Source organism: Burkholderia sp. AU4i (assembly GCF_000466765.1).
Classification (GTDB): Bacteria; Pseudomonadota; Gammaproteobacteria; order Burkholderiales; family Burkholderiaceae; genus Burkholderia; species Burkholderia cepacia.
Genome location: NZ_ASSI01000083.1, coordinates 98,366 through 120,002 on the forward strand (window position 1 = coordinate 98,366; position 21,637 = coordinate 120,002).

The 21,637-nt window shown below is 64.3% G+C and carries 17 protein-coding genes and 1 pseudogene; 6 read left to right on the plus strand and 12 right to left on the minus strand.

The annotated features are described in order from the left end of the window. Positions 1-6 precede the first annotated feature (6 nt). Positions 7-759 (minus strand): hypothetical protein, encoded by a 753-nt coding sequence (locus tag L810_RS45415; RefSeq protein WP_179945677.1) that lies wholly within the window; start codon positions 757-759, stop codon positions 7-9. Beyond that, entirely contained in the window at positions 651-2,864 is a 2,214-nt protein-coding gene (locus L810_RS19770; RefSeq protein WP_021160042.1) for a type VI secretion system Vgr family protein, read from the minus strand. Before L810_RS19770 ends, L810_RS45415 begins: the two co-directional genes overlap by 109 nt. An 824-nt stretch (positions 2,865-3,688) precedes the next feature. On the opposite strand from L810_RS19770, the gene L810_RS19775 reads away from it, so the two are divergent. Then, the gene (locus tag L810_RS19775; RefSeq protein WP_155836309.1) at positions 3,689-4,867 is read left to right on the plus strand and encodes a hypothetical protein; all 1,179 of its coding nucleotides are present in this window, start codon (positions 3,689-3,691) and stop codon (positions 4,865-4,867) included. Between the two features lie 88 nt (positions 4,868-4,955). On the opposite strand, the pseudogene L810_RS19780 reads toward L810_RS19775, so the two are convergent. Continuing rightward, positions 4,956-5,273 (minus strand): annotated as a pseudogene (locus L810_RS19780) (SMI1/KNR4 family protein); the annotation flags it as partial. Positions 5,274-5,300: 27 nt separating this feature from the next. Beyond that, positions 5,301-7,130, minus strand: coding sequence for a glutamine--fructose-6-phosphate transaminase (isomerizing) (glmS, locus tag L810_RS19785; RefSeq protein WP_021160044.1), 1,830 nt, complete (start codon positions 7,128-7,130; stop codon positions 5,301-5,303). 156 nt (positions 7,131-7,286) lie between these two features. On the opposite strand from glmS, the gene L810_RS19790 reads away from it, so the two are divergent. After that, a complete protein-coding gene (locus tag L810_RS19790) occupies positions 7,287-7,778 on the plus strand; it encodes an Lrp/AsnC family transcriptional regulator (RefSeq protein WP_021160045.1) in 492 nt (163 codons plus the stop codon). 47 nt (positions 7,779-7,825) lie between these two features. On the opposite strand, the gene panB is transcribed toward L810_RS19790, so the two are convergent. Further along, positions 7,826-8,692 (minus strand): 3-methyl-2-oxobutanoate hydroxymethyltransferase, encoded by an 867-nt coding sequence (panB, locus tag L810_RS19795; protein ID WP_021160046.1) that lies wholly within the window; start codon positions 8,690-8,692, stop codon positions 7,826-7,828. Between the two features lie 77 nt (positions 8,693-8,769). Here panB and L810_RS19800 point away from each other — a divergent pair, with 77 nt between their 5' ends. Then, positions 8,770-9,588, plus strand: coding sequence for an AraC family transcriptional regulator (locus L810_RS19800; protein WP_021160047.1), 819 nt, complete (start codon positions 8,770-8,772; stop codon positions 9,586-9,588). A 19-nt stretch (positions 9,589-9,607) separates the two neighbouring features. On the opposite strand, the gene L810_RS19805 is transcribed toward L810_RS19800, so the two are convergent. Then, positions 9,608-10,141, minus strand: coding sequence for a methylated-DNA--[protein]-cysteine S-methyltransferase (locus L810_RS19805; protein ID WP_021160048.1), 534 nt, complete (start codon positions 10,139-10,141; stop codon positions 9,608-9,610). Positions 10,142-10,579: 438 nt separating this feature from the next. Between L810_RS19805 and L810_RS19810 the strand changes: the two genes are divergently transcribed. Next, complete coding sequence (locus L810_RS19810; RefSeq protein ID WP_042975436.1) at positions 10,580-11,872, plus strand: MFS transporter; 1,293 nt, start codon at positions 10,580-10,582, stop codon at positions 11,870-11,872. A gap of 94 nt (positions 11,873-11,966) precedes the next feature. Here the strand turns inward: L810_RS19810 and L810_RS19815 are convergent, their stop codons facing one another. Next, the gene (locus tag L810_RS19815; RefSeq protein ID WP_021160050.1) at positions 11,967-13,070 is read right to left on the minus strand and encodes a LacI family DNA-binding transcriptional regulator; all 1,104 of its coding nucleotides are present in this window, start codon (positions 13,068-13,070) and stop codon (positions 11,967-11,969) included. An 82-nt stretch (positions 13,071-13,152) separates the two neighbouring features. Between L810_RS19815 and L810_RS19820 the strand changes: the two genes are divergently transcribed. Then, a complete protein-coding gene (locus L810_RS19820) occupies positions 13,153-13,989 on the plus strand; it encodes an NAD-dependent epimerase/dehydratase family protein (protein WP_021160051.1) in 837 nt (278 codons plus the stop codon). Positions 13,990-14,017: 28 nt separating this feature from the next. Here the strand turns inward: L810_RS19820 and L810_RS19825 are convergent, their stop codons facing one another. The 3 genes from L810_RS19825 to L810_RS19835 all read right to left on the minus strand — a co-directional run bounded on the left by L810_RS19825 (position 14,018) and on the right by L810_RS19835 (position 15,811). Next, positions 14,018-14,338, minus strand: coding sequence for a DUF1330 domain-containing protein (locus L810_RS19825; RefSeq protein WP_021160052.1), 321 nt, complete (start codon positions 14,336-14,338; stop codon positions 14,018-14,020). A 212-nt stretch (positions 14,339-14,550) separates the two neighbouring features. Beyond that, complete coding sequence (locus L810_RS19830) at positions 14,551-15,249, minus strand: hypothetical protein (RefSeq protein ID WP_021160053.1); 699 nt, start codon at positions 15,247-15,249, stop codon at positions 14,551-14,553. A gap of 103 nt (positions 15,250-15,352) precedes the next feature. After that, positions 15,353-15,811 (minus strand): MerR family transcriptional regulator, encoded by a 459-nt coding sequence (locus L810_RS19835; RefSeq protein ID WP_021160054.1) that lies wholly within the window; start codon positions 15,809-15,811, stop codon positions 15,353-15,355. A 77-nt stretch (positions 15,812-15,888) separates the two neighbouring features. Here L810_RS19835 and L810_RS19840 point away from each other — a divergent pair, with 77 nt between their 5' ends. Further along, positions 15,889-17,133 carry an NADH:flavin oxidoreductase/NADH oxidase family protein gene (locus L810_RS19840; protein ID WP_021160055.1) on the plus strand — a complete coding sequence of 415 codons (1,245 nt, stop codon included), beginning with the start codon at positions 15,889-15,891 and terminating at the stop codon, positions 17,131-17,133. Between the two features lie 42 nt (positions 17,134-17,175). On the opposite strand, the gene L810_RS19845 is transcribed toward L810_RS19840, so the two are convergent. Then, a complete protein-coding gene (locus L810_RS19845; RefSeq protein WP_021160056.1) occupies positions 17,176-19,293 on the minus strand; it encodes a TonB-dependent receptor in 2,118 nt (705 codons plus the stop codon). Between the two features lie 50 nt (positions 19,294-19,343). Further along, positions 19,344-21,455 (minus strand): TonB-dependent receptor family protein, encoded by a 2,112-nt coding sequence (locus L810_RS19850; protein ID WP_042975438.1) that lies wholly within the window; start codon positions 21,453-21,455, stop codon positions 19,344-19,346. Positions 21,456-21,637 lie beyond the last annotated feature (182 nt).

Sequence of the window (21,637 nt, forward strand, 5' to 3'; positions counted from 1 at the left end):
CTCGTGTCAGGTACGCGATTTTAGCCGCTCGGCTTTGCGCTTGACCGCTTCAGCCACCTCGCCGTCCTTGTAGTGGTGAGTGAATGGTAGGTCGTGGTCGGCGTGTCCATGTTCATCACCCGTCGCAAGCGCTTCGACGTGCTGCGCGGCCGAGGGGAGGTAGAACGGCACATACAACAAATGTCGCGAGTAGCCTACATTCAGAATAGACAGCTCGATATCTCGCGACACGGCCTCCGGCAGATTCTTCAGAATCCAGGCGTTGCTCATCTGGACGATGCTGGCTTTCGGGTCCTTCGGAGCCACTGGCTCAGTTGTCGGAACCGCTTCGCCTGGCGCAGCAGCACCCTCGTTTTGCGGCTTTCGTTGGACCTTGACGTCGCTACTGGCGGCAGGCTTTCCTCCCCCGGTGCTCGGAGGTTTTCCACCTCCTCCGCCAGACGTGGGTTTGCCGGACCCTGGCTTACCTGAGCCACCACCAGTGGGAACAGTGGGACCCTCGTCATCGGGCGGCTCGAGAAGGTCGTCTGCGGCGGGCCGCACCTCATCCTTAATTGTCCCGAGTTTGCTCCAGATACTATGCTTTGCATTCGGGTCCTTCAGCTTGCGCTTCGTCGTCGATGCCTTCATTTCGACGATGGCGTAGTCCTTCATCTGGTTGCTGAATGGTGCCGCACGCCATACGCCGTCGATGCCGTGACCGCGTGCCTTGAGTTCGAACAGCTTGTTGAGCTTGCCTTTGTCATTGAGCTTGCCCATGACCCGCAGGCCAGGTGCACCGACTGCTGCGTCGATAGCGCGATGCCGGCCGGGCTTGCTGCCAGGAGAATGGGTTTCTTAAATGCGTTGGCTGAGCCAGTACCGCCACCTGCCGTGCGACCACCGCCGCCCGGTCCTTGCCCTTGGACATTGTCGGTCGCGGCGTCCGCCAAATCCTTGAGCGCATCTCGGCCCGCTTTCAGGCTTTCGGCATGGTGCTGGGTGCTGACATCGGAAAGCGACTCGACCAGGTTGTGCGCGCCGGCGAGTTGCTGCTGAGCCTGCTGGACCTCGAGCTGTTGGGTCGCGGCGCCCGAGCCGGGATGCGTCGTAAGGAATAGCCCGCGGTTGGCGCGAATGGCGCCGTAGGCGTCAGTACGCAGGTCGAAACCGCTTCCCAGGTAGCTACCACGAACGTTACCGTCCTGGGCAATCAGGTATCCCAGGTGGAGCATGGAGCTAGCTTGCGACGAGAAGAGTTGCAATCGGTTCTGGCCCGTCGCGTCGTCCATCACAAGTTGGTTGTAGCCCCCACCGCCGTACTCCTTCGAGCTGAAGCCCGAAAGGATGCCATTCGAGTGCCAGCGGGGCTGCGTCGCCCCGTTGTAGACGCGACCTGTCGCAATGGGGCGGTCGCAATCCCCACCGACCCAATCGATGGTGACTTCTTCTCCGACACGCGGCACATGCACGCTGCCGTAACCGCCGCCCGTGTCGGAATAGGCGGCCCGGACCCAGCATGTTGCTCCAAGACCCTCGCGTCGGTCCCAATGCATGCGCACCAGGATGCGGTTCAGTGAATCGGTGTAGACCTCCTCATTCCCAGGGCCAACGACGGTCGCTGTCTGCAGGTGCATGACGGGCTTCCGGTGCTCGAGCGGGCTGCGAAACGGCACCTTCTGACGCTGCGCTTCGACCTCGACGAGGAAGAAGCCCTCGCTGCCCATGGCGTCCTTGACAGTGAATGCCGCCGCTGACTCATCGTGAGCATCGCGAACCTCGGCAAGACGGGCGTCCAGACTATGCGGGTAGGGGCGACTTTCGCCCACCGGCAGATTGTTGCGGATGTACCAGTTCGTTTCGACGACGACGAACTTGCGGTCCTCGGCGCTATCCCGGTCGTGCTCTGGATGGTCCAACAAGCTGAACCAGTGCCCCACATCAATGCTCGGTGCGCTGCCTACCGCGTAGAATCGTTTCGCGCGCGACTCCCATTCCTCCAGCTTCAGCTTCGTAAGCTGGTCGCCGCGGTCATCCTCCAGGTACGTGTACGGTCCGGTGTACTCGTAGACCTCGGCCTGCTGCGGCAGGTCGCCCTGGTTTGCGACGGTAGGGAATGACTTTTCCTTGCGCGCTTCGGGATTCTTATAGTCGAACGTACTTGTCGAATACGATGTGCTCTGAAGAGTTCGCGTGCCCGACCAGTGCACGAGCGCGTCGGGCTGACGCGTGACGCCAGCTCGATAGAACCGGAGTTGCTCAGGCTCAAGCGGTTTGAGCGAATACAGGTCGTCTGTGACGACGAGGGTATGAGATTTGCCGTCGTCGGCGTGCTCGAAGTAATAGAACCAGCCCTCCGACTCCATCAGCCGGTGCACGAAGTTCCAGTCGTCTTCGTACTGCACGCAGAACGAGCGCGCCGGCGAAGGCTTCTGCACATCGATGCGAAAGGCCCCAAGCGCCTGCGGATGACCTTGAAAAACTGTTTCGAGAATGGTCTCGACCGTCTGGTCTTGGAATATCCGTGCGTCCTTGCGGAACTTCAGGAAATGAAGCCACGACGAGAAAATCAGCTGCAGGCTGACCAGTCGCCCGTCGGAACCCAGCCGGCGGGCCGTGTGAACGTACCCATGTCGTGGACGGTAGGTCTTGTCAGACTGCTGAGTCCAAAGGGTGACCGGCTGCGCGATGAGTGATTTCAGCTCGAGCGAGTCCTGCAGCGAAACCACATCGACGGCTATCTCAAAATTACCGCCGAGGCTAGCGGTGCCCACCACGATATGCGGCAGCAGCACATTCGGTCCTGCGGGCGTGTCCAGTTTCACGATTCGGTCAGACTGGAATACCCCGGCATTCATTAACGCGATAAGGTCCTGCGCTCCCATTTGGCTTTCCTTGTGTCGGCTCCCCTCAGAGCCGAGCAAAATCATATAGGGAAGACCCTATGCAGGCAATATGACAAGCGCAACCTTGCACCCACCAGTGCACCGAGATTGATGCAATCCAGGGATTTATGCTCTATTTTGAAATAATTGGGCTCAGAGAGGGGGTATGGGTACTGTTAATGAACATGTCTGGCGTACCCGGCGTCGTCAAAGTATGCGCCGCGGCCTTCTGCAATCTAATAGCCTAATCTCGCGGCCCGAGCAGAGCGCGGTTAAAAAATCTACGATAGCGTGGGACCACAATGGACTTTGATTTTCACTATGACGTCGTGTACGTCGCAACTTGGTGGCTTGTCGTCAATCCACGGAGCGCGGCCCACGCCTGTCAGTACGTCGATAATGCGAGCTGAATCGGAGTCAGGCGTTTGGAACGAGTGATTGCCGAAAATTTCACAATATAGTAAAAGAGTTCAGGCTCATGGTCGCACAAGATATCCTGCCAAAATCAACTTGCGCCTGGAGTGATGTGCGAGGTGAAGGGAGAATTGGTTGCAAAGAACAATTATCATTTCATTTTTATTCAAGGTTGATTGATTTTCACCAATATGAAGTATCAAGCGTGTACAGAGACTGTTCGCTTGGCGTAAGAATTGACGTTGCGGGGAAGATTGATGGTCAAATACAGAGTTAGCGCACGCGTGAAGTTCCATGCAGTCGGTCAGGGATTATTTTGTACAGGAATGCTGGGCAATTTTGGTCGGCACGAACGACAAAATTGTTTTACATGGGTTTACGACTGCGGGACCAATTCCGCAAGGCGGTTCTTGGACCAGGCAATTCGGGAATTCGAGCAAAAGGTAACCATTGGGAATACTCGCCCGGTGATTGACCTTCTGGCAGTGTCACACTTTGACCATGACCATATCAGTGGGCTGGTAATGTTGTTGTCGAGGTTTCACATTCGTGAACTCGTGCTGCCCTACGTTCCCTTGTGGCAGCGTCTCGCAACCGTGTTTATGGCGGATGCGGCATATAGGTCTCAGCTCACGCAATTTCTGGTGAACCCGGTAGCGTTTGTCGCGGGCCTGCGGGACGTGAGCGTTGAACGCATCCTGTTCGTGCGCGGTGGCGGCGAAACACCTGAGCTGCCGGATTTTGACGATGGCGATGAGCCGGACTTTCCCAAACCAGACGAAAACCAAGACTTGCCGGAGGGCGGGCGATATCGGTGGCCAGTCACAGTTCACGTAACGGACGAGGCACCCGACGACGAGGGGGATGTTGTCAATTCAAATGACTCGCAGAAAGCGGCTCGGGCGAATATTCGCGTGCAATACATGCAACCGGGAACCGCAATCACAGTTTCTCGAGTGTGGGAGTTTGTTCTCTATAACGATAGCGAGTTGGCGCATATTGCCACGTCGCGTTTCAGGTCCGAGGTTGCGAAGCTTCGAAACAAACTTCTCCTCGCACCAAACAACCTACAGCGTCAAGATATCCTGGACCATCTAAAGGAGAAATACAAAGCGTTTGGGACGAGTGGTTTCCGTCAAAATCTCATATCCTTGTTTATGTACGCAGGGCCTCTTGTAGGGGTGAGCTCAGTTCCGTGGGGGCCAATTTTCGTTGCGAAACGTATCCCCTCAATAGAGTCATTACATCGGGTCATTTACCATCCGAAAATGCCTGCGGCGGTTCTCTATACTGGAGATGGCTTCCTGAACACGGCTCAGCGGCTGAAAAAACTACAAACCTACTTGGGCCCGGTGCGCAACAAGAATATTGTGCTGCTCCAGGTGATGCATCATGGCTCTCGTTACAATTGGTTTGATGGAATTGCGGAGAAAATTAAGCCGGCTATAAGTGTATTTAGTTCAGACCCTAGGAGGAAGAAGAGCCATCCACATTCCGAAGTCGTAAAAGATTTTTTGCGGTATGGTCCTGTGCAAGTGGATACGGAAACCAGCTTGTTCGCGCGGATTGATTTTGAATGGGGGCGTTGAGGAATATTCATGATGTGACCGTGACCACGGCAGCGCACCAACTTACTGTTGTTCAGGTGATGATGGAACCTCGGATGGGGTTCCTGTATTATTCCCATGCACGCTCAAGCATGAATTCGAAAATTTCCTTGTCGTCAGAAAACTCTTCCCAGATAGGCTTACCGACAAATTCGATAGCACAGTAGCGCCGCGTACCTGTATTGATGACGTAGAGCTCTTCGTCGCGTTGACCAAAGTAGACAAAGCGATTGTCGAATGAGTCACGAAGGTCGGCATTTACTTCGAAAATTGTCTGCCTGAACACCGCGCGCTTCTCGATAGGCCATATCGTCAATCCATTGTGGAGAACGCCGTCCGCATGGCGGAGCATCTCTTTGTAGGATGCAGGCAACGGAATTCCGAATTTCGTTGCAAAACGCCTGTCTGTCCCCTCTCACTCCACCGTCACCGACTTCGCCAGATTCCTCGGCTTATCGATATCCGTCCCCCGCGCCAACGCCGCGTGATACGCGAGCAGTTGCATCGGCACCGTATGCAGAATCGGCGAAAGCGGCCCGTAGTATTCGTTGAGCCGAATGACCTCGATCCCATCCCCCGGCACCAACCCGCAGTCCACATCCGCAAACACAAAAAGCCGGCCATTCCGCGCACTGACCTCATGCATGTTCGATCTGAGTTTCTCGAGCAGCATGTCATTCGGCGCGACCGCAATCACCGGCATCTCGTTACTGACGAGCGCCAACGGCCCATGCTTCAGCTCCCCGGCCGGATAAGCCTCCGCATGAATATAAGAAATCTCCTTCATCTTCAGCGCGCCCTCGAGCGCGATCGGATAATGCATCCCGCGCCCGAGAAACAGCATGTTGTCGCGCCTCGCGAGCAGTTCCGACCACGCCATGATCTGCGGTTCCAGTGCGAGCACTTTCGACATCGCATCGGGCAGATGCCGCAGCGCCCGCAGATGTTCCTTCTCCGCGTCGTCGCTCAGCCGTCCACGCACTTGCGCAAGCGATAGCGTGAGCAGAAACAGCGCGACGAGCTGCGTCGTAAAGGCCTTCGTCGAAGCCACCCCGATCTCGACTCCCGCGCGCGTGACGAACTGCAGCGCACATTCCCGCATCAACGCGCTCGTCGCAACGTTGCAGATCGCGAGCGTATGCATCATCCCGCTTTGCTTCGCGACATGCACGGCGCCGAGCACGTCGGCCGTCTCGCCGCTTTGCGACACCGCGACGACGAGCGTGCGCGGATTCGGCACACTGTCGCGATAACGAAACTCGCTTGCAATTTCCACGCTGGCCGGCAGCTTCGCGATGCTCTCGATCCAGTACTTCGCCGTGAGCGCCGCGTGATAACTCCCGCCGCATGCGAGCAACAGCACCGAATCGACGTCGTTGAAGACCCGCCACGCACCATCGCCGAACAGCTCCGGCATGATCGAAGACACATCGAGCAGCGTATCGGCCACCGCCTGCGGCTGCTCGAAGATCTCCTTCTGCATGTAGTAGCGATACGACCCGAGATCGGCCGCGCCGCTATGCGCTGCGACCCGCTGCACCGCGCGCTCGACGCGCTGGCCGTTCGCATCGACGATCCAGTAGCGATGCAGCTGGATATCGGCAACGTCGCCGTTCTCGAGGTACGCGATCCGATCGGTGATCCCCGACAGCGCAATCGCGTCGGACGCCAGAAAATTCTCGCCCTCACCGACACCGACGACGAGCGGCATCCCGTCGCGCGCGCCGACGATCCGGTGCGGCTCGTCGCGGCACATCACCGCGATTGCATAGCTGCCGCGCAGTCGCGCGACCGCGCGTCGTACCGCATCGAACAGATCGCCGTCGTACAGGTGGTCGACCAGGTGCGCGATCGCCTCGCTGTCGGTCTGGCTCGCGAACACGTAGCCTTGCGCCTGCAGTTCGGCGCGCAGTTGATCGCAGTTCTCGATGATCCCGTTATGCGACAGCGCGATGCGCGCGTTCGCGTCGCTCGGCGAAAAGTGAGGATGCGCATTGAGCGTGACGGGCGCGCCATGCGTGGCCCAGCGCGTGTGCGCGATGCCGGTGTAGCCCGACAGCGCTTGCCCGGCGATCTCGCGCTGCAGGTTCGCGACGCGGTCGACACTGCGGGCGCGCGCCAGCGCCCGGTCGCGGTAGACCACCACACCGCATGAATCGTAACCGCGGTATTCGAGCCGCTTCAGGCCGTCGACCAGGTTCGGCAGGATGTCCCGCTGGGCGACCGCCCCGACAATTCCACACATATCGCGCTCCGTAAATGTCCTGTCTGGATCAGTGAGAGCGATGGTAGAGGGCGTCGGATGGAATTAAATTTCAAAATATACGAATAAATGAAATGGATAGCGGATCGTCTATCATGTTGAAATTAAATTTCACGCCCTGACCGGAAGGAGCCGCCGATGGCCGGCATCACCCTCGACGATCTCGACCTGCGCATTCTCGCGATCCTGCAGGACGACGCGTCGGTGTCGAACCTGCAACTCGCCGAGCGCGCGCTCTCGTCGCCGCCCACCTGCATGCGCCGCGTGCGGCGGCTGACGGAGGCGGGCGTGATCCGCCGGCAGGTCGCGGTGCTCGACCCGGTGGCGATCGGCACGGCCGTCACCGCGCTGATCGAGATCAGTCTCGACCGGCAGACGGCGGAAGACTACGACGCGTTCGAAGCGTACGTGTGCGCGGAGCCGGCGGTCACGCAGTGCTACCGCGTGTCGCCGGGGCCCGATTTCGTCGTGGTGGCCGATCTGGCCGACGTCGCCGAATACGACGAATTCGCGCGGCGACTGTTCACCGGCGCATCGAACGTCCGCAACGTGCGGACGTTCTTCTCGACGCATCGCGCGAAATTCGAGGCGAACGCGCGGGTCACGCATGCGATGCGCAAGCGCGCGTGAAGCGATCGCACGGTTCGCGATGCGTGCGCGATGCGCTCGCGATTCGATTACGCGGCAGCGTCGGCCGCGTCGGCCGCTTCGATCAGCTGCAGCGGCTTGCCATATCCGAAGCAATGCGCGGGCTCCGGAAACACGTGTTGCCGCACGTCGTGCGCATACTGGCGGATCGCGTCGCGCATCACGGTGTTCGCATCGGCGTAACGCTTCACGAAGCGCGGCGTGTACGCATCGAAAGCGCCGATCATGTCCTCGGTCACGAGCACCTGCCCGTCGCACGCCGGCGATGCGCCGATGCCGATCGTCGGGATCGTCAGCGTTTCGGTCAGGTGGCGCGCGAGCGCTTCGGCGGTGCCTTCGATGACGACGCTGAACGCGCCGGCCCGTTCGGCCGAGCACGCGGCGTCGAACACCTGCGCGGCCGAGCGCGGGTCCATCCCCTGCGCGCGGAAGCCGCCCGTCGCGTTGGCCTGCTGCGGCATGAGGCCGACGTGCGCCATCACCGGGAGGCCGCGCTCGGTCAGGAAGCGGATCGTGTCGGCCATCTCGCTGCCGCCTTCGAGCTTCACGGCCTGCGCACCGGTTTCGGCGAGCAGGCGCGCGGCGGAGCGATACGCTTGCGCCGGCGATTCCTGATAAGTCGAGAACGGCAGGTCGACGACGACGCATGCCTGTGCGGCGCCGCGTACGACGGCCGCGCCGTGTGCAATCATCATGTCGAGCGTGACGCGCAGCGTATCGGGCATCCCGTACAGCACCATGCCGACGGAGTCGCCGACGATGATCACGTCGGCCACTTCGTCGACGAGTTTCGCCATCGGCGCGGAGTAGGCGGTCAGCGAGACGAGGCTGCCGACGCCCTTGGTCGAACGGATCGCGGTGACGGTCTTGCGGGTGGTGCGGGTATGAGCGCTCATGGGCTGAAGCCGTGTGAAAGAAGAGCCGCCACGGTAGCATCGCGCTCGTTCGTGCAATGACCTTCGGAGGACGTCTTATGTTGCTGGCGGGACAATCGGGTGATCCTTACGCGGTGCCGCCGATGGCACGCCTGCCGAGGCCGCTGTATGTGCGTGCGTTCGAGATTCCCGGCAACGCGAGCGTCGACGCGCACAGTCATCCGTGGGCGCAACTGATGTATGCGACGAGCGGCGTGCTCGAGGTGTCGACGCCGTCGGGCCGGCAGCTGTTGCCGCCGCACTATGCGATGTGGATACCGCCGCACGTGCCGCATGCGGTGTCGACGCGCGATTGTGTCGCGTTCCACAGCCTGTATCTCGACGCGGCGATCGCGCGTGACGACGTGCACGACGATTGCGCGATCCTCTGCATGACGCCGCTGCTGCGCGAGCTGGTGATCGCCACGGCCGAATTGCCGGTGAACTACGACGAGACGGGGCCGGACGGTGCGCTCGTCTGCCTGATCGCCGACCGGATCGCACGGATGCGGGCGGCGCCGCTGACGGTGCCGCTGCCGCGCGATCCGCGTCTGCTGAAAATCGCGCGTGCGTTGCATGCGTATCCGGGCGATACGCGCAATCTCGACGAATGGGGGCATCAGGTCGGTGCGACGCGACGGACGCTGTCGCGGCTGTTCCGGCAGGACACGGGGCTGTCGTTCACCGAATGGCGGCAGGCGGTGCGGCTGCTGGCGTCGCTGCCGCTGCTCGAGGCGGGCGAGCCGATCGGCGCGGTGGCCGCGCAATTGGGCTACGACTCGACGTCGTCGTTCATCGCGCTGTTCCAGGCGAAATTCCGCGTGACGCCCGGCGCGTATGCGAAGCGTGAAGCGCGCCGGCCCGTGCTGAGCGCGTGACGCGGCGGCCCGCCCTCGCTCAGAACGCGAGCGTCTGCTGCGCCGGACGGCCGGTGCCGCGCTCGAACCCCGCGCCTTCGAGCGACAGCAGCGCACGCTTGCGGTCGATGCCGCCCGCATAACCGGTCAGGCTGCCCGATGCGCCGACCACGCGATGGCACGGCACCATGATCGACACCGGGTTCCGCCCGACCGCGCCGCCTACCGCGCGCGCGCCGCTCATCGGCAATCCGACGCGCTCGGTGATGTCACCGTACGTCACGAGTTCGCCGAACGGAATCGCGAGCAGTTCCTTCCATACACGTCGTTGAAACGCGGTGCCGCGCAGTTGAATCGGCACCGAGAACGTTTCGCGCGTGCCGGTGAAGTACTCGGCGATTTCTTCCGCGACCTTGCGCGCGATCGGTGGCGTCGCGAGCGCGTCCGCTTCGGTCACGATCGCAACCGGCGGGAAGTATTTCTGGCCGACGAAGTAGAGGCCCGTCAGCGCATCGTCCTCGATACGTACCGCGATGTCGCCCAGCGGGCTCGGAATCAGGTGAGCGGGAGTCAACGCAACATTTCTCCGTGAAGGGGCCGCACGTGCGGCATGCGCGCGCCACGGCGCCCGGCGCGCCGCATGCGTCGCGGCAGGCGAGGGGAATCGACGCGCATGGGGCGACTGTAAACCATCCCGGCCCCGATCCTGGCCGGATTCGGACATGTGCATCCGTGACCGTGCGCTCGCCCCGATGGCGGGAAAATCCCGGAAAAACGGTTAATGCCACATTGCAAAACAGTCGTCTCTTTTGCCGCGACCAATTTGAGATGACTCATCGAAATCCCCGACTGACACGGCGCCGGCTGACGACCTATCCTTTGAAAAACGTTTTCCAGATTGATCGGCGGATTCGGCCGTGCGCGACAGCGCGCCGCCGTCCGCCCCGGCGCCGGTCGCCGGTCAACGAATACCGTGCGGCGCGACGGGCGCGGCCGCGCATCGGAGACATTCATGCAATCTGCCGTCGTCGGCGCCGTGCGCGCGGCCGCCAGCCGCTACCGCTGGACCGTCTGTGCGCTGCTGTTTTTCGCGACCGTGATCAACTACATGGACCGGCAGATCCTCGGCCTGCTCGCACCGATGCTCCAGCACGACATCGGCTGGACCCAGGTGCAGTACGGCCGGATCGTGATGGCGTTTTCCGCGTTCTATGCCCTCGGCCTGCTCGGTTTCGGTCGGATCGTCGACTGGCTCGGCACGCGCGTCTCGTACGCGGTCGCGATGCTCGTGTGGAGCGTCGCCGCGATGCTGCACGCGGCGGTCGGCTCGGTCATGGGTTTCGCGTTCGTGCGTGCGCTGCTCGGGATCGGCGAGGGCGGCAACTTCCCGGCCGCGATCAAGACGACGGCCGAATGGTTTCCGCGCCGCGAACGTGCGCTCGCCACCGGCATCTTCAACTCGGGTGCGAACATCGGCGCGGTGTTCGCGCCGGCGATCATCCCGGCCATCGCGGTGGCCTACGGCTGGCGTGCGGCGTTCGTGATCATCGGCGCGATCGGCATCGTGTGGCTCGCGGTGTGGCTCGTGCTCTATCGCCAGGCCGATACGCGCGCGCTCGCCGCGGAATACGACGAGCCGCGTGACGAAGCGGAAGCGCTCGACGCGGCGAACGCGAACGCCGGCGCGCCGCGCTGGGGCGAACTGATCCGCAAGCGCGAAACGTGGGCGTTCCTGGTCGGCAAGTTCCTGACCGACCCGGTGTGGTGGTTCTACCTGTTCTGGCTGCCGAAGTGGCTCAACGAATCGCGCGGGATGGACATGCAGCACATCGGCTTGCCGCTCGTCTGCATCTATGCGTTGACGACGGTCGGCAGCATCGGCGGCGGCTGGCTGTCGTCGATGCTGCTGCGCGCGGGCTGGAGCGTGAACCGCGCGCGCAAGACGGCGATGCTGATCTGCGCGTGCTGCGTGCTGCCGATCGCGTTCGTGTCGCAGGTGCAGAGCCTGTGGGTTGCGGTGCTGATCGTCGGCCTCGCCGCCGCCGCGCACCAGGGCTGGTCGGCGAACCTGTTCACGACGGCGTCCGACCTGTTTCCGCGCCGCGCGGTTGCCTCGGTGGTCGGGATCGGCGGGATGGCCGGTTCGATCGGCGGCGTGCTGTTCTCGGAAGTGATCGGCCAGGTGCTGCAGCGCACCGGCCACTACTGGGTGCTGTTCGCGATCGGCGCGTCGGCCTACCTGCTCGCGCTGGCCGTGATGCACATGCTCACGCCGAAGATGAAGCCGGCGCAACTCGACGCGTGACGGGGTGATCGCGTAGTCACGTCATCGCATGTCTGCAAACGAACGCGCTGCCCTTGGGCGGCGCGTTTTCGTTTGGTGGCTCGAGGCGGGGCACTCAACCGGCCGCGGCCGTCGACGCGCGCATGATCAGCCGCGGCTCGAACGTCGAATAACTCGCATCGGTGCGTCCCGCGAGCGCGTCGATCAGCTTCTGCATCGCGAGCTCGCCCATGTTCTCGCTCTGGATGTCGACGGTCGTCAGCGCGGGCGCCGCGTATTCGCCGTACGGCACGTTGTCGATGCCCGCGACCGACACGTCCTGCGGCAGCCGGAAGCCGAGCGACGCGGCTTCCTTCATGAAGCCGAGCGCGATCAGGTCGTTGTAGCAGATCACGGCTTGCGGACGCTGCGGCCCGAGCATCACGCGCGAACACGCGCGCTCGCCGGCCTCGGCGGTCGGCGCATGCGCATCGTGCACGTCGAGCGTGAGCCCGGCTTCGGCGAGGCAGTCGCGCGCGCCCTGGATCCGCTCGTCGTTCACGCGCGCGGTGCCGAAGCCGAGATATGCGATGCGCGTGTGGCCGAGATTGAGCAGATGGCGCGCGAGCATGTAGGTCGACAGCCGGTTGTCGATGCCGACGCTCGGAATCGGCAGGCCGGGGCTGCGGCGCAGCAGCACGAGCGGCTTGTTGAGGTCGAGCATCCAGCCGGCTTCGTCGTCGGGCATCCGCGTGCTGACGATCAGCCCGTCGACGCGCTGCGCGAGCGCCTCGATCAGCGAGCGTTCGCGTGCCTGGTTCTCCTCGGTATCGACGAGCAGCAGCGTGTAGTCGTGCTGCAGCGCGACGCGGTTCGCCCCCTTCACCACGTTCGTGAAGTGCGGGTTGCTGATGTCGAGGATCACGAGGCCGATGGTGCGCGTGCGGCCGGTGATCATCGAGCGCGCGAGCGGGTTCGAACGGTAGCCGAGCCGCTCGATCGCCTCCTTGAGCCGGGCCTCGACGGTCGGCGAAAAGCGCTGCGTGCCGTTCACGTACTTCGATACCGTCGCGACCGACACGCCGGCTTCCGCCGCCACGTCGCGGATCGTCGGGGAAACTTTTTTCATGCGGAGGGTAACGTTTTCGTTCGATAACGCCGGATTGTGGCAGAAAACGGGGCCGTGCGGCCACGCGCCGATATCGGGAAAGTGCGGATGGCTGCGAGCGGGTTCGGCCATTGACGTTCGGCTGCGCTCCCGCGTATAGTTGGAAAACGTTTTCCGATCCAGTCAGATTTCAGGTCAGATTCAAGGAGATTCGATGAACGCCTCATCCACCGGCGCGCGCAAACCGTTCGGGCGCCTGCTGCTGACGGGCGCGGCCGGCAACCTCGGCCGCCAGTTGCGCGGCGCGCTCGCCGACTGGGCCGACGTCGTGCGCGTCAGCGACATCGCGACGCTCGGCGACGCGGCCGCGCATGAAGAAACCCGCGTCGTCGACCTGGCCGACCGCCCGGCCGTGATGCAGCTCGTCGACGGCGTGGACGCGATCGTCCACCTCGGCGGCATTTCGGTCGATGCACCGTTCGACGACCTCGTCGGTGCGAACATCACCGGCACGTACAACCTGTACGAAGCCGCGCGCAAGCATGGCGTGAAGCGCGTCGTGTTCGCGAGCTCGAATCATGCGATCGGTTTCCATCCGGTCACGGAAGTGCTCGATGCCGATTCGCCGCTGCGCCCCGACAGCCTGTATGGCGTGACGAAGTGCTTCGGCGAATCGCTGTCGCGCTATTACTTCGACCGCTTCGGGATCGAGACGGTATGCCTGCGGATCGGCTCTTCGTTCGAAGTACCGAAGAATCCGCGCATGCTGGTGACGTTCCTCAGCTACCGCGACTTCATCGAGCTCGTGCGCTGCTCGCTGCTGACGAACCGCGTCGGGCATGCGATCGTGTACGGCGCGTCGGACAACCCGGTGAAGTGGTGGGACAACACGAAGGCCGGCTTCCTCGGCTTCCGCCCGCGCGACAGTTCGGAGCAGTTCGCCGGGTTGTTCCCGGTGGCGGCGCCGACCGCCGACTACGACGATCCCGCGCAGCGGTTCCAGGGCGGCGGGTTCGTCGTCGGCGAGCCGATGGAGCGCAACGCGTCGTAAGCGCCGCCGGCATCGCCGCGGCGGCGGTTCAGCGCAGGATGTCGGTCGCGCGGTGCCGCGCGTCGACACCGTCGATCAGGATCAGCGGGCCGCTCGCGTGACGCGCGCGCAGCGGCTGGATCTGCCGGTACGCATCCGATTCGTACCATGCGCGCGCGGTGGCGAGATCGGGGAACGCGATCGCGATCAGGTCGCCGCGCCACACGCCTTCGCGTATCTCCGGCCGCGCGCCGTGAATCACGAAATGGCCGTCATACGGCGCGAGCGTGCCGTCGATGCGCTCGAGGTACTCGACGATGTCGTCGCACATCTCGACGTCGTGCAGGTGGGCGATGGCGTAGGCGGTCATGGCGGGCTCCGTGGCGTGAGGTGAGTCGATGGAGCCATGATCGCGGTGCGGGCGACGCGCGTCGATTACCTGCGACGTAAGGAAATCCGCGCGGCCGCTAACGATGCCACGTGCCGGCAGGCACGCCGCCCGTGTGGTGCGGCAGCATCCACGCATATCGCTTGCCCGCAAGCACGCCCGCACGCAGCATCATTCGTATAGCTACGCATTCGTCAATGCGGCTTGCTGCAAGCCGGATCGGCTCCGCGCCGCTCGGCCGAATCGCACCAGTAACCCGGCCGCCACGCTTCGAACGTGACGGCTTTCGCCGCATCGGCGCGCGTGACGCGCACCGGGTCGGCTTTCAGCGCATCGCCGTTCGGGTCGTCGTTGAGCCGCCAGTTCCGCATGACTTCGCGATGAAACACCCACGTGCGGTGCGCGGCGTCGTAGCGAAACGTCACGCGGTCGCGCCAGTGGCTCGGCCCCGCGAATACGCCCTGTTCGACCGTGAAGGTGCGGGGTTCGACCGTGAGCGCATTCTCGGCGACGCCATCGAGATACGGGTCGCCCATCCCGCCTTCGTCGGCTTTCATGATCACGGTGTCGTTGCGCGCCGCGAGCCGGTAGTGCCCGTCCTTGCCCGGCAGGAAGATCATCAGCGGACGTAGCGATGCGTTGCGCATCGAATCGCCGGGCTGGTGCGCGACGACCACGTAGCCGATGCGGGAGCTGTCGGTCAGGCGCCCCGACGCGGCATCCAGCGCTTCGTAGCCGGCGGGAAGCTGCGCGACGATGTCGTCCGGAAGGGCGGGTGTATCCGGGCAACGGATTGAAGAAGGTGTATCGCCGCACGTCGCGGCGTAGGTGCCGCCGATGTCGAACGTCAGCAGCGCGGCGACGAGGCATCCTGTGATGCGGGAGATCGTCATGCGGATCGGGTCTGGAGGTCGCGCCGCGAAAGCCGGCGCACACGCGCCGACTCGTCTCGCCGCAGCGCGGGTTGATCGTTCGTCGGGGGCGCAGGGTAACCGGTCATGCGCGCTTGCGCGTCGGCCTCGGGACCGGCACGGGCGCGGGCGGTGCGTCGGCCTGCTCGCATAGCCGATCGAGCATCCGCTGCGCGGCGCCCGCGCAATCCTCGCCCGCCGGCTTGTTTTCGATCTCGTCGATCAGCGTTTCCAGATGCTGCCGGTTCTGCGCGAGACGCCGTTCGAGCAGCGCGATTTCATCGACCTTGTGCCGCAGCGCGACCAGCAGTTCGTCGTGCGGCCATGCACCGAGATTCGGCGGCAGCACCGCGCGGATCTCGTCGAGCGAGAAGCCCGCGCCCTGCGCGCGGTCGATGATCGCGAGCCGCGTCAACGCTTCCGACCCGTATTCCCGATAGCCGTTTGCCTGCCGTCGGGCCGGTTCGAGCAGGCCGCTTGCTTCGTAGAAGCGGATGCGCGACGCCGCGATGCCGCTGATGCGTGCCAGTTCGCCGATTTTCATGCGGTGCTCCGAGGGGGCTTGACCTTGAAGTTGACTTTAAAGTTATCGTTGGGCATCGTCAATCGAGGGTGCCCTCCATGAACCTGTTTACGCCGCTGATACTGCCCAACGGGGCGGTGATTCCGAACCGTCTGGCCAAGGCCGCGATGGAAGAGAACATGGCCGATGCGAACCACGCGCCATCCGACGCATTGCTGCGCCTCTACCAGGCGTGGGCCGACGGCGGGGTCGGCCTGATCCTGACCGGCAACGTGATGGTGGACGGCCGCGCGATGACGGGGCCGAACGGGGTCGTGCTCGAGAGCGACGCGCATCTCGGCCGCTTCCGTCGCTGGGCGGAGGTGGCGCGCTCGGGCGGCGCGCACGTATGGATGCAGATCAATCACCCGGGGCGCCAGATGCAGGCGGCGCTCGGCCAGACGACGCTCGCGCCGTCGGCCGTGCCGCTCGAGCTCGGTGCGCTGTCGAAGCAGTTCCCGGTGCCGAAGGAGATGACGCAAGCCGATATCGACGATGTGCAGCGGCGCTTCGTGCGCGCCGCGCAGCTCGCGGAGCAAAGCGGCTTCACCGGCGTGCAAGTGCACGCGGCGCACGGCTATCTGCTGAGCCAGTTCCTGTCGCCGCTGACGAACCGTCGGCAGGATCAGTGGGGCGGCAGCATCGAGAATCGCGCGCGCCTGCTGCTCGACATCGTGAAGGCGGTGCGCGCGGCGGTGTCGCCGGCATTCGTCGTCGCGGTGAAGCTGAACTCGGCCGATTTCCAGCGCGGCGGCTTCAGCGCGGACGATGCGAAGCGCGTGGTCGAACTGCTGAATCCGCTCGGCGTCGATCTCGTCGAACTGTCGGGCGGCAGCTATGAAGTGCCGGCGATGCAGGGTGAGGCGCGCGACGGGCGCACGCTGGCCCGCGAAGCGTATTTCCTCGAATTCGCGCGCGACATCACGGCGGTCGCGCAGATGCCGCTGATGGTCACGGGCGGCATCCGGCGCCGCGCGGTGGCCGAGCAGGTGGTGGACAGCGGCGTGGCGATGGTCGGCATCGCGACCGCGCTGTCGATCGACCCGAACCTGCCGCGCGACTGGCGGGCCGGCAAGGACAGCGCGCCGGTGCTGCAGCCGATCCGATGGAAGAACAAGGTGCTGGGCTCGCTGGCGAACATGGCCGTCGTCAAGTTCCAGCTGACGCGGCTCAGCGAAGGCCGGCGCACGCATCCGCAGGTGTCGCCGCTGCGCGCGCTGGTCGGGCAGCAACTGGCCGCGCAGTGCCAGACACGGCGCTACCGCAAGTGGATGGCGGGGCGCGCGCAGGCCACGCGTGCGTGACGTGCGCGCCGCCGTGCCTGTGCCGGCGGCACGCGCGCCGCGTCAGAACCGGTAGCTCGCGAGCACTTCGAGCCGCCGGTCGTTGCCGAGCAGGTACTGCGTCTCGTTGTAGTACGCGGACTGCACGAAGCGGCGATTGAACACGTTGTACGCGCGCGCCGTGATCGTCGTGTCCTTGCGCGGCTTCCATGCGAGGCCGAGGTCGACCGTGGTGTACGACGGCATCACGAGCTGGTTCGCGGTATCGGCGAAGCGCTTGCCGACGTACCTGACGCCCGCGATGCCCGTCCAGTCCGGCGCGAAGCGCCAGCTCACCCACAGGTTCGCGAGCCGCTGCGGCACCGACACCGGCACGTTGCCCGCGCGCGAGACCGTCGTGCCGCCGGACGTCTGCTGGAAGTCGTCGTATTTCGCGCGCAGGATCGAAACGTTCGCGTCGACGCGCCAGTCCTTCGCGATCTCCGCGCCGACCGTCGCCTCGAGCCCGCGCGACGACTGCCGGCCGACCTGGATCGACTGGTTCGGGTTCAGCGGATCGGCCGTCAGCAGATTGCTCTTGACGATCCGGTATGCCGCGAGCGTCCATTCCGCCTTGCCGTCCAGGAACGACTGCTTCACGCCGATTTCGATCTGTCGGCCGGTCGCGAGCGTGAAGTTCGCCTTCGACGCATTCAGCGACAGCAGCGAGCTGATCGGGTCGGCCGCGACCGAATACTGGCCGTACACGGCGAGGCCCGGCTGCACGTCGTACACGGTGCCGATGCGCCAGCCCGTGTTCGCGAACACCTTCGTGAACGCGCCGCCGTTCACGAGATCGTCGCGATTTACGCTCGCGTGGTCGTAGCGCAGCCCGCCGATCACCGACCAGCGCGGCGTGATGGCCAGCCGGTTCTCGGCGAACAGCGCGTACTGGTTCGCCTGGCTGCGGTACTTCGGATAGGTGCCGGCCGTGTTGATGAAGCTGCCCGGATCGAAGCTGAACGGGTCGACCGTCGACGTGCCCGAATAGGGCGAGTTGTTGTCGTGCTGGAACGTCGTGTGATTGAACTCGACACCCGTCGAGAACGTGTTGCGCATGCCGAGCAGCGCGGTGGTCACGGTCGCCGCCGTCACGTTCCCGTACTGCTCCTGGTCGTGGAAGATTTCCGTATAGCTGCTGCGCCGGACCTGCGTGGTCGACGGCAGATACGTGTAGTACTCCGCATCCTTCCAGTGACGGTTGCTCTTCATCCGGTACAGCGTGCTCGTCACGTTCAGGCTGTCGCTCGGCTGCCAGTTCGCCGATACCGTCGCCCAGCTGTCGCGGAACGCGATGTCGCTGTCGCCGACGTTGTAGTTCTTCTTGTCGAGCGCACGATCGCGCGCGCCGTTGACGAGCGGCACGCCGAAATACTGCATCGGATGCTGGAAGCCCTGCGCATACGACGCCGTCACGTACAGGTCGGACGTCACGTCGTAGCGCAGCGCACCGGAGATCGACAGGTTGCGGGAGTTGCCGCGGTCCACCCAGTTCGACGAGCGGTTGCCGCTGATGTCGAAGCGGTACGACAGCCTGTCGTTGATCGCGCCGCCGCTGCCGAACGCGACCCGCGCGGTGCCCTCGGTGCCGCCGCCCGCCTGCAGCTCGTTGCGGATCGGGCCGCGCGTCGGCTTCTTCGGGACGATGTTGACGACACCGCCGATCGCCCCTTCGCCGTAGATCACCGAAGCCGGGCCGCGCAGCACGTCGATATGGTCGACCGACCACGTATCGAACGGAAAGGTGATGCCGATCGCGCCGTACGGGCGCACGCCGTCATAGAGCTGCGTGACCGACGACGCGCCGACGAAGCCGCGCGCGCCGAGCTCCGAGCCGCCGTTGCCGGGATGCGGCGATGCGCTGATGCCGGCGGCGCGGCTCACCGCGTCGACGATCGAACTGTCGCCGCGCGTGTCGAGCGTCTTGCGATCGATCTGTTCGACGCTCGCGGGCGTTTCGAGCGACGACAGGCCGAGACGGCTGCCGGTGTCGAGCGGTTGCGTGAGCGGCGTTGCCTTCTGCGCGTTGACGCGAATCGGCGCAAGCGTGGCGCCGGCGTTCGCGGCGTCGCTTTCCTGGGCCTGCCCGGCCGGCGCGAAGGCCGCGAGCAAGGCGGCGGGCAGCATCGAACTGAACTTCATGTTTCGGTTTCCTTTGAATCCGTGTAACGAGCCATGCCGCAGGCGGCGCATCAGAACGCGTACCGCATGCCGGCGAACACGCTGCGTCCTTCGCCCGGATAGAAGATCGCGGTGTTCGCGGTGCGCGCATTCGCGACGGTGCTGATGTCGCTGACGTAGCGCTTGTTGGTCAGGTTGCGCGCGTCGACGAACAGCGACAGTCCATTGCGGAAGTCGTAGCCGGCCTGCAGCCCGAGCAGCGCGTAGCTCGGCACGCGCAACGTGTTCGCATCGTCGGCCCATGCGCCCGACGGCACCCAGTCGAGCGTGGCCGCGATGTGGAAGCCGCTCGGACGCGCGTAACCCAGCGTCGCGCGCAGCACGTTCAGCGGCACGCCCGCGATCCGGTTGTTGCCGTACTGCGGGTCGTTCTTGAACCGGAAGTCGTTCAGGTTCCAGATGCCGGACAGCGTGATCTTGTCGCCCACGCCGCGGCCCGTGATGTTGCGCAACAGCTCGACCGACGCACCGGCCTCGATCCCCTGCAGCACCGTCCTGTTCGCATTGAACGTCGCCGCCGGCACGTCCGGGTTCGTCGTGTACTGCAGCAACTGGTCGCGCACGAGCGAGCGATAGGCGGTCACGTCCCAGCTCACGCGCTCGCGCGAGCCGCGCGTGCCGAACTCGATCGTCCATGCGTGCTGCGCCGCGAGCGGCGTGAAGCGCGTCGTGTTCGAGAAGGTCTGCGTGAGGTCGGTGAAGTCGGGCACGTCCTGGCTGCGTGTGATGTCGACGTAGGCCTGGGTGTTCGCGTCCGGCTGCCACAGCAGCCCGAGCTTCGGATTGACGCCGCTGTAGCTCGCGTTCGTCGACTTGTAGTTCGGGTCGCGCGGCAGCCCGCCGTTGTCGATGTACTCGCGCACCGAGTGCAGCGCCTTTACGCCGGTCATCAGCGCGACGGTCGGCATGAAGAACAGCCGGTTCTCGACGTACGCTTCATAGTTGAACGCCGTCTGCGTCGAGTCGAGCGTCTGCGCGCCCTTGTTGCCGTTGACGTTCACGTACTGGTTCGCCTGCGTGCGGCCGCCGAAGAAGCGCGCGCCGACGATCAGGTCGTTGCGCATCCCGCCGAGCGTCAGGTGGCCGGTGTAGCGCGGTGCGAAACCGTAGGTCCAGCCGTCCTGGTCGAGCGCCTGGAAGATCGGGTGATAGAGGCTCTTGTGAATCGCCCACGTATCGAATTGCAGTTCGCCCGAATCGAGCTTCACCGTCGTGCGGTTGGCGATCCGCTCGGTGCGTGTGTTGCGCGCCTGATCGCCCGATATCGCGTTCGGCGCTGCCCTGGTCGGATCGTTCAGTGCATCGGACAGCGACAGCGTGCCCGGCAGCAGCTGGTCGACGACGTACACGCCGACGTAGAAGCGCGTCTCGACGGCCGGGCTGAACCGGTAGCCGACGTTCGCGTTGAACTGCTCGTATTGCCCCTTCGAATGATCGCGATAACCGTCCGAATGATTGACGCTGAAGTTCGCGAGGAAGTCGAACGGGCCGATCACGCGCGAGATCTGCGCGCTCGTGCGCACCGTGCCGTAGCTGCCGCCTTCCACGCGCACGATGTTCGGCGCGTCGGCGGTGTGGGCGGTCGGTGTGATGAAGTCGATCGCGCCGCCGAGGGTCGATGCGCCGTACGCGAGGCCGTTGCCGCCCTTGTAGACCTGCACCGCCTGCAGCGCGAGCGGATCGATCTGGTAGTAGTCGCCGCTGCCGTCGGCGAGGTTGGTCGGGATGCCGTCCTGCAGGATCTCGAGGCCGCGCGTGTGATACGAGCGGGCAATCCCCGAGCCGCGGATCGACAGGCGCAACTCCTGGCCGTAGCGGTTCTCGACGAACACGCCGGGCACATCCTTCAGCACGTCGCGCAGCGTGAAGGCGTAGGTGTTCTGGTAGCTGTCGGCATCGACGAAGCCGACCGAGCCGACCGTCTGGTCGAGCGTGCGCTTCAGGTCGACGGTCGATTTCGACGTCAGCGAGTCTGCCGCGCGGGTCGCGTTGACGTTGATCGCGGGCAGCGTCGATGCGGCCGGCGCGTCGGCCGGCGCGGCGCCTTGTGCACATACGGCTGACGCGGAGAGCACGGAGATCGCGCCGGACAGCGCGACGGCAATACGGGTCGAGGGAAACATGTCGTTGTACGTAGGGTTGGAATGACGATGATGAAACGGACACGATGCGCGCCATGCGCGGCGCTGGCCGCCGCGCGTGGTCACGCGCGCGGGCTCGGCATCGGGCAGCGGCAAGGCGGGCAGGCGAAGCGGACGGCGCCGCGCGATGTGCGGCGACGCGGTCGCGAGGTGCGTCAGGCGCG

What these genes read in the sequence shown, in the direction of transcription:
- L810_RS19850 (WP_042975438.1), bottom strand. Translation starts at nt 21,455, where the DNA reads ATGTTTCCCTCGACCCGTATTGCCGTCGCGCTGTCCGGCGCGATCTCC.
- L810_RS19800 (WP_021160047.1), top strand. Translation starts at nt 8,770, where the DNA reads ATGTTGCTGGCGGGACAATCGGGTGATCCTTACGCGGTGCCGCCGATG.
- L810_RS19790 (WP_021160045.1), top strand. Translation starts at nt 7,287, where the DNA reads ATGGCCGGCATCACCCTCGACGATCTCGACCTGCGCATTCTCGCGATC.
- L810_RS19810 (WP_042975436.1), top strand. Translation starts at nt 10,580, where the DNA reads ATGCAATCTGCCGTCGTCGGCGCCGTGCGCGCGGCCGCCAGCCGCTAC.
- panB (WP_021160046.1), bottom strand. Translation starts at nt 8,692, where the DNA reads ATGAGCGCTCATACCCGCACCACCCGCAAGACCGTCACCGCGATCCGT.
- L810_RS19835 (WP_021160054.1), bottom strand. Translation starts at nt 15,811, where the DNA reads ATGAAAATCGGCGAACTGGCACGCATCAGCGGCATCGCGGCGTCGCGC.
- L810_RS19825 (WP_021160052.1), bottom strand. Translation starts at nt 14,338, where the DNA reads ATGACCGCCTACGCCATCGCCCACCTGCACGACGTCGAGATGTGCGAC.
- L810_RS19840 (WP_021160055.1), top strand. Translation starts at nt 15,889, where the DNA reads ATGAACCTGTTTACGCCGCTGATACTGCCCAACGGGGCGGTGATTCCG.
- glmS (WP_021160044.1), bottom strand. Translation starts at nt 7,130, where the DNA reads ATGTGTGGAATTGTCGGGGCGGTCGCCCAGCGGGACATCCTGCCGAAC.
- L810_RS19830 (WP_021160053.1), bottom strand. Translation starts at nt 15,249, where the DNA reads ATGACGATCTCCCGCATCACAGGATGCCTCGTCGCCGCGCTGCTGACG.
- L810_RS19815 (WP_021160050.1), bottom strand. Translation starts at nt 13,070, where the DNA reads ATGGCCGAACCCGCTCGCAGCCATCCGCACTTTCCCGATATCGGCGCG.
- L810_RS19770 (WP_021160042.1), bottom strand. Translation starts at nt 2,864, where the DNA reads ATGGGAGCGCAGGACCTTATCGCGTTAATGAATGCCGGGGTATTCCAG.
- L810_RS19820 (WP_021160051.1), top strand. Translation starts at nt 13,153, where the DNA reads ATGAACGCCTCATCCACCGGCGCGCGCAAACCGTTCGGGCGCCTGCTG.
- L810_RS19845 (WP_021160056.1), bottom strand. Translation starts at nt 19,293, where the DNA reads ATGAAGTTCAGTTCGATGCTGCCCGCCGCCTTGCTCGCGGCCTTCGCG.
- L810_RS45415 (WP_179945677.1), bottom strand. Translation starts at nt 759, where the DNA reads ATGGGCAAGCTCAATGACAAAGGCAAGCTCAACAAGCTGTTCGAACTC.